Genomic DNA, 7498 nt, shown 5'->3' on the forward strand with positions numbered 1-7498 from the left:
TAACTTTTGAGCGTGAGAATAACTTAGGCAAAGGAATTGCTTTCAACAAAACCGTTACAGTTTCTTCAATTTCTAATCCAGAATATATCCCAGCTAATACCACTGATTTAGCTAAGAAGATTTATGCAGCCCGTCGCGCCGGATTAGAAATTACAGAAATTGTAGATTTAAACTTCGGGAGAAGGAAATGAGTGAAGAGAATAATAAAAATGGGTCTGTATCGACTTTAGAGGATTTGCTTAAAATAGATGATACTAATAAAACTAATGGTAATAAAGCACCAGAACCAGAAAGTTTATTAGTACCGACTAAGCACACATTTGTTACTTCTCCTTGGTCAAGACTAGCAATAATTGCTGTCCCTTTTGGAGTCGGATTTTTAGCGATATTTTTGATGCTCAATGGTGTTTTCAATCCCGCACCAGCACCAAAGATTGGTCTGAAAACGCAGGAAATACCCACCACTGAACAAGCCCAAGGAAGTGATGATGGAGACGGTGATGCGCGTGCAAAACTAGCTCTGTCAGATCAAGAAGATGAGTTAGGTCGCATTAACAAAAATAAAAAAGACCAACTAGCGCCAGTACCAGTTTCAGTAAACCAAAAGGTTGTGCCATCTAACCCACCATCTCCACAGCCTGCGCCACGGACTGTTCAAAATACACAACCACGTCGCGTAACTCAGACTGCACCACAACAGATTAGAGTTTATACCCCTCCAACACGCACGAGTTTTTCTCCAAGATCCTCTATATCTGCACGGACACTCACACCCTTAGATCCCCTTGAACAATTAAACAAACTCCGCGGCATCGGTTCTTACGGCAAAATCGCATACGCCGAAACTAGCACCAGCAAACAATTTTCATTAGATTCGGATCTTTCTCAAACTCAAGCAATTCAAAATCAACCGAATGAACAAAATGAACAAACAAATACAAATAATTTTGACCAAACCACGCCGCAAAACTCAAGCGACTCGATTGAAAAGCTCCGCCCCAGGTGGCAAGCAACTTCTAAGGTTAACAAGATTACTTTAGCTAACAATTATTTACCTCAAGAAAGCCAAATTCTCCAAGGTAAACAAACTCGTTATTTGACAGTTGGCTCATTTGCTACAGGTGTGATTGTTACCCCATTAGTTCAAACCACAGTTAATGGTTCAGGAAAAACACAAACACCAATCTCTAATAACACTAAGTCTATTGCTAAACTGCAAGAGGATTTACGCGATAACTATGGGCAAGTGGCAATCCCAAAAGGCACAATGCTAGCAGTTGAGTTAGCTTCGGTTGATGGCGGCAGTTACGCTGTCGCTTATGTCAGAGCGCTCATTAAAGATAATACAGAATATCCTATTTCTGCGGGTACGATTTCCGTGACTGGGGAAAGTGGTAGACCCTTGATAGCTCGAAGATTTCAAGACAGGGGCGGCGAGATTGCACGAAGTGACTTGTTTGGCGGTGCTGTGTCTGCATTAGGGAAGGTTGGGGAGATTATTAACCAACCAGATAGTGAAGAAGAAATTCTTGATGAATCTACAGGCAGGATTCGCAGACGTAGTAGTGGGAATCAGCGCAATCTCACTGGTGCGTTAATGTCAGGTTTTTTTGGTAACATCAGCCAAAATCTTAGTCAACGCAATCAACGTGCTACTGAAGAAATTACTTCTCGCCCTAATATTTGGTTTATTCCACAGGGAACCAAAGTTACCTTTAATGTAAATCGCTCTTTAGAGTTGCCATGAAAAGCATAATTAACACAGTTACAAGCGGCACTCTAGCGTTGGCTCTCGCCGCGACTCCACTATCCACAATTGCTGCACCAGTCGTTCGCACCATCAAACAAACTCAAGCTAGTGGGACGCAGGCCAAACTACAAACTATCAACGTCTGGAATGGTCACGGTGTAGCAATTTCTTTCTATGAAATTGGCGAGACAATTAAAAAAGTCTGGTTAGATGATCCATCGCAAATTCTGCTTGACACAGATGGTTGCTTAGAGGGACTGGATCAGAATTGCTCTAGCCCCGGCGCTGGACTGATTCATCTGCGACGGATCAAAAGAGTAAACATTCCCGGAATACCGCAAACATCTACCACTTTGTTAACAGTAATTACGCAGTCATCCTCTGGGGAGCGTAAAGCTTACAGTTTTCGGCTAGCAACAAGTAATGGCACTCCTAAATATAGTCAGGTAACGATCCAGAATGATGTCGCACGAGGACAAACAGCCCCGAAACCTCAATTGCAATCATTAGTTAAAACACAGCAAACAATTAACCAAATTCGAGGCGGTATTGTTGTTGCTATTAAAAGTGGATGGATTCTTCAGCAAGATGAACTACACCAGCGCTTGCAAAAGTTAATCGGTTATTTACAAGCAGGTGATGACATCTCTACTGCTGCTAATAAGGCTTCTGTCTCTCAAGACTTAGCTAATAAATTAATTGCTTTAAGTAATAGTTCTGATAACTTAGGACAAGGTAATGGCTTATGAAATCATCTTTTCGCTTCAATGATAACGCCTTACGTTACCTAATCTTTTTTAGTTTATTAGGTAGCTTATTGATTCATAGTTTCATTAAGTACGGGCTACTCAATCAAACCATTGGGTTAATCATGCCCAAAGCCTCTGCACAAGTACCCGTTATCAATTCACCTAATGGGTTTACTCCTGATTGGTCGCGTTTCAAATTCAGCGACATGATTATTTCTGAAAGTGGGAGTGTTACCTATCCAGGCACAAGAGGTACAGAAACTAGAACTTGGACGGCAGGACAAAGCATTAGCGAGTTTATGGAACTGGGAGATTTTGAAACACCCCAATTAGCAATAGAAAATTTAAATCTCTCAACCATAGCTTCAGCACAAGGAATCAATTTAAGTGAATTAACATTAGATGATTTTCAATTAGCTCAATGGCAAACTTTACCATCTTTAACCGAAGCGATTCCTGGTTTAGGTAATAGAAATGTTACAAGTGTTAAACCTGTCAGCGATTTCTTGAGAAGATTTGGAATTACTGGGGGCACAATAGGTAACGCCAGCCGAAATTCTCGTTTACGTGACGTTCCATTAGGAAGAGTAATAAATTTAAAAAATTACTCACTAACATCTATTTCCGACATTCAAAATACATCTATTAATAGATTTGAGAATTGGCAAGACTCCAAAATTAATGGAGTACCTGGATTGTCCACTCTCACCTGGAATAACCTACCAGGACTGCGAACACTTGACCTTTCATTTGTTGCCAAAGTTGATCTGCCATTGGGAGATATTGAAGCTAACCGTACCCGCTCTATATCTGGTAGCTATCAAGATGGCTTTAACGTTTCCTGTCTACAAAACAATTGCGCTCATGCGGAAATGTCAGGCATTGGTGAGACTACTGGAACACAGTGGATATCTGGAAAATTCCAAAAGGTTAATGGTGGATTTGGCATTTTAAAAGCTCTTAATGATGGTCAAGAGCCTACTGGTCGAAACCCCTTTGGCTCCAGCTTTAAGCAAGTAGTTTGGAATATTTATGAAGGCAGTGGAAAGGTGGAGACTGCTATGTTTTTCCGCATCTGCAAAACTATACCCTTCATTGGTCGCACTTGCAGCCCCTACTTCATAGGGCCTGTGCCTTTTATTGAGTACCGAGAGAAAGATCCTATCGTTCTTGGTCAACCTAATTCTCTACCTTAAATATGAGCAAATCTTTCAAAATAAATAGCGCTAACCCTCAAGAATTTCGATTTGAGCAATTACAAAATCCTTCAGACGCAATTGGGAAGTACACTTACTCTCTTTTTACCCCCAATGGACTAACAGTTTTGTCCTTACTTGGTGCTTATATTTTGCTCAGGGTGTTTTTTGGCGATGGTAACAAAAAGAAAATCGCTACTTCTTATTGGGGTGGAGCTAAAGAAACTGCTACTGCTCAGAAAAAAGCCATCTTGCAAATCGCCAATCCCCAATGTGATAGTGCGGCACTTTACATTGGTAAGCATCAGGGAAAAGGTGCTAATACTACTTTTTATATTCCTGATGTGCAAAGAGGTACAGCTGTCATCGGCGCTCCCGGTAGCGGTAAAACATTCAGCGCCATTAACCCGATGATTTACTCGGCAATTGATCAGGAATTTCCATGTATAGTTTATGACTTTAAATACCCTTCTCAAGCGAAAGTTGCTGCTTATGCTAAATACAAGGGCTATGATGTTCACATCTTTGCACCGGGATTCCCTGAATCTGAAGTCTGCAATCCTTTAGATTTTCTTCGGGATAGTAGTGATGCCGAATCGTCCCGACAAATTTCCACTGTGATCAATAAGAATTTCCGACTTTTAGGCAATTCAACTGAGGATGGTTTCTTTGGCCCATCCGGTGATCAGCTGACTCAAGCAATATTGATGTTAGCTAAAGAGTTCGGTCAATTCGCAGATGTTATGACTTGCGCGGCGATCCTCTCTAGTGAGCAAATGGTCAAACGCCTCATGGCTGCTTCTCTCAATCCTTGGGTAAAAATTGCTTTTGGTCAACTGTTCAGTTCCGCAGCTAGTGAAAAAACCGTTGCCGGGATTGTTGCAACTGCCAGTATTATGTTTACTCGCTTTATGGCGAAAAACACCTTGGGCTGTTTCATCGGTAAGACAACTTTACCTTTGGAAATTAAAGGTAAGCAGATGATTATCTTTGGGTTGGACAGAGAACGTCGAGATGCGTAGGGCCCCTCATGACCAGCATTTTACACATGACCATCGCCCGAAATATTGCTTCTAAAAGGAAAGATCCACTGATCGTTGCACTGGATGAATTACCTTCAATATACCTACCTGATTTATATAGATGGCTGAATGAATCTCGTTCTGAGGGCTTCTGCGGTCTTATCGGCTTCCAAAATATGGGGCAGCTTGAGAAGAACTACGGTAAAGATATAGCTAAGGCGATCCTGGGGGCTTGCAGCACTAAGTTTATATTCAATCCTGGTGAGAACGAGTCAGCTCAATTATTCTCCAACTTCTTGGGTGATGAAGAGATTAAGTACAAGCAAAAAAGCCGTTCTACTGGGGGTAAAAATAATAGCACTAGTATTAGTAACCAAGAAAAAACTAGAAAGCTTTTTGAATCGGCTCAGTTTCTCAAACTAATTGCTGGCAAATGTGTTTTTATTAATCCGGCTTATGCCAATAAAAAGGAGGGGTCTGTTCCTTTACTCAAAACTATCAAAATTAATGATTCACTCAAAAATATTGATAAATACAATCAGCTTAAATGGGCAAGAATTGTCAGTTTATTAGCTAGAAAGAGTACACAGAAATTTCCCTCACAGCAAGATTTAGCTTTGCGAGTTAAGCAAGTTGATTCACGCTTTCCGCTTCCCGAAAACCCTCAAGCTATTTCTAATAATTCTGGACTAACATTCAAAGAAGTCGGCAGCATGATTAATCAAAACAAATCTGACAGTGGAATTTGATTATTATGAAAATGACTATTGAAGAATTAAAGATTAGCAATTTTGAGCTAATTCAAACACTATCTCAAGAAAAGATGTTAGCGAATGGTAGTTTGATTGATATTAGTCTGCCTCCCCAACAAATTATTCAGGAGTTTAAGACTTTATCTAAAACTAGACGAAAGCTGAGGAATTTGGGCATATATACTATCATCAGCTTAAAAAACACTTACATCCAACTAAATCAAGAATCTTGTCTGAAAATTGTTAACCGATATATTCACGGTATCGGCTGGCATGATTTGCAGTATATCTGTTTTTTAGATATTCAAAAGGGCAATATTTATATTCATATTATTTTTAATCGCATTACACCCCAAGGTAAGCTCATCGATATCAAATGCTTGGGGGCTAACTGGCAACAATATGAGGTTCTGCGCCAATCTTGTTCTCTCATCATCGACAACCCTGTTCATAACAAATATTTGCAAAGGCGATTCTGCAACTGTTGCGGTTAGGGGTTAAGCAAAAATAAATTGAACAAACCTTTTTTGGGGTATCGAAGGTTTGTTCAATTTATTCCAGCGAAGATGCTTAGACAAGAATGTAGAAAAGAAACAAAAAGCGAAAAAGAATGAATTTTAATCCGTTTACCCTTTACCCTTTACCCTTTACTCTGCTACACCCAAATAAATATGTTTGATGAACGACATTTGCAACTCACTTCCGCTTACGCTAGAGCTAGTCAGCATTTTATTAGAGCTTTTATTTATCCTTTAGGAGAGTTTATTTATAACTCAATCGAATCAGCTATTGATTTAAAATGTCGAATTGAAATAGGAGAAGAAACTTATTTTCTTACTCCTGATAAGGATGGTGGTTGGAAATGGTCTAAAGGTAACTTTGAAGGTGTAATAGATGAGGAAATAGAACAAGTAGAAGAGACGATGGCATATTTATTGCCGAAACTTCTCCCCGGTAGTAATGATATAACACCGTCAAATTTTCCTCCTGCTCCTGATTTACCTCCAGTTTTACCTAACCCCAATTCCCCCTTAATTCTTCCGCCTTCTGCCACATCTGTTGAGTTTTTAACTATACCATTCGATTCTCAAAATCCCCAAGAATATCTACCTATTCAAGACCAACAAAATCTAGATTTAAATCCTTCTATCCAGAGAAATGTTTTTTTAACAGGTGAAGATGAACTTAAAGATACATTATCACAATCATATAAAGGGAATGTTGATAATCCCTCTGAGCTTGTAGATGAGGATTTGATTAATCAAACCAGCGCCAACAATAAAGTTGATAACCAGAGCCACCAGGATGAAGTGATTAGTTCTTATGACATTGCAGATGATAATTTAACAACAAAGATTGTCATCGACCACACAATTCCTATAACTAGTGAAAAACTCGATCCACAAAATAATCAACATATCCCTCATCACCCAGAACATATTGATCCGCAACATTGGCACGAGCTAGTAGTAGGCAGTGCGATCGCACCAGAAATTGCACATCTCAACTTCTCTAGTCTTCATTTTAGCTATGTCGGTGGCGAACATGAAGCTTGGGAACGGCTGATGATCAGCGACAAACTCTCGCGTACAAATACAGGTAGCCTCTCTACTAGGTTTTTAGAACTCTATTCCCACTTAGATGCAGGTGGCTGGTGGTGTAATTCCGGAGTAGATCCGCGCACATTTGCTAATCTTACCCCTGGTGAGCAACCTCAAATTAAAGAATGGGGATGCTATAAGCCAAACCGCCCCAGACCCAAAACCGTAAAAAAAGATGGGTTCACTGTTGCGGTTGAAGGCAAATTCATTAAATATGAGCATCCACCATCAGTTGATTTGAGTATTTTCTTGCTAGATGTCCCAGGCGTGATTGCCCAAAATATTTACTCAAAAGCTGGAGTAAACCCCACCGATAGCGATCGCTTGAGTGGTTTTTGGTATTGTGTGTGCAAACACAATATCCCACTCATCATTACAGAGGGCGCGAAGAAGGCGGCTAGTCTGTTAAGCCAAGGTCACGCAGCCAT

5 protein-coding genes and 2 pseudogenes are annotated in these 7498 nt (G+C 40.2%); all 7 read left to right on the forward strand.

Annotation, left to right across the window (positions count from 1 at the left end; translation table 11 throughout):
• Positions 1-191: pseudogene (locus H6G97_RS41020) on the forward strand (hypothetical protein); the annotation flags it as partial.
• Positions 188-1747, forward strand: a complete 1560-nt coding sequence (locus H6G97_RS41025) for a TrbI/VirB10 family protein (protein ID WP_190946341.1) — start codon at positions 188-190, stop codon at positions 1745-1747. The pseudogene H6G97_RS41020 and the gene H6G97_RS41025, both read left to right, overlap by 4 nt.
• Entirely contained in the window at positions 1744-2499 is a 756-nt protein-coding gene (locus H6G97_RS41030) for a hypothetical protein (protein WP_190946342.1), read from the forward strand. Before H6G97_RS41025 ends, H6G97_RS41030 begins: the two co-directional genes overlap by 4 nt.
• Positions 2496-3695: a hypothetical protein gene (locus H6G97_RS41035; RefSeq protein WP_190946343.1), complete on the forward strand. Its 1200-nt coding sequence runs from the start codon at positions 2496-2498 to the stop codon at positions 3693-3695. The genes H6G97_RS41030 and H6G97_RS41035 overlap by 4 nt, the downstream gene beginning before the upstream one ends.
• A 2-nt stretch (positions 3696-3697) precedes the next feature.
• A pseudogene (locus H6G97_RS41040) lies at positions 3698-5466 on the forward strand (type IV secretory system conjugative DNA transfer family protein).
• A 5-nt stretch (positions 5467-5471) separates the two neighbouring features.
• The gene (locus tag H6G97_RS41045; RefSeq protein ID WP_190946344.1) at positions 5472-5963 is read left to right on the forward strand and encodes a relaxase/mobilization nuclease domain-containing protein; all 492 of its coding nucleotides are present in this window, start codon (positions 5472-5474) and stop codon (positions 5961-5963) included.
• A gap of 177 nt (positions 5964-6140) precedes the next feature.
• Positions 6141-7498, forward strand: a 1358-nt coding sequence (locus tag H6G97_RS41050) for a DUF3854 domain-containing protein (RefSeq protein ID WP_190946345.1), incomplete at its 3' end; no start/stop codon positions are given.

This window comes from Nostoc flagelliforme FACHB-838 (genome assembly GCF_014698065.1).
Taxonomy (GTDB): Bacteria; Cyanobacteriota; Cyanobacteriia; order Cyanobacteriales; family Nostocaceae; genus Nostoc; species Nostoc flagelliforme_B.

Bases quoted from the DNA above. Each gene is read 5' to 3' on its own strand.
- H6G97_RS41030 (WP_190946342.1), top strand. From the start codon at position 1,744: ATGAAAAGCATAATTAACACAGTTACAAGCGGCACTCTAGCGTTGGCT.
- H6G97_RS41035 (WP_190946343.1), top strand. From the start codon at position 2,496: ATGAAATCATCTTTTCGCTTCAATGATAACGCCTTACGTTACCTAATC.
- H6G97_RS41025 (WP_190946341.1), top strand. From the start codon at position 188: ATGAGTGAAGAGAATAATAAAAATGGGTCTGTATCGACTTTAGAGGAT.
- H6G97_RS41045 (WP_190946344.1), top strand. From the start codon at position 5,472: ATGAAAATGACTATTGAAGAATTAAAGATTAGCAATTTTGAGCTAATT.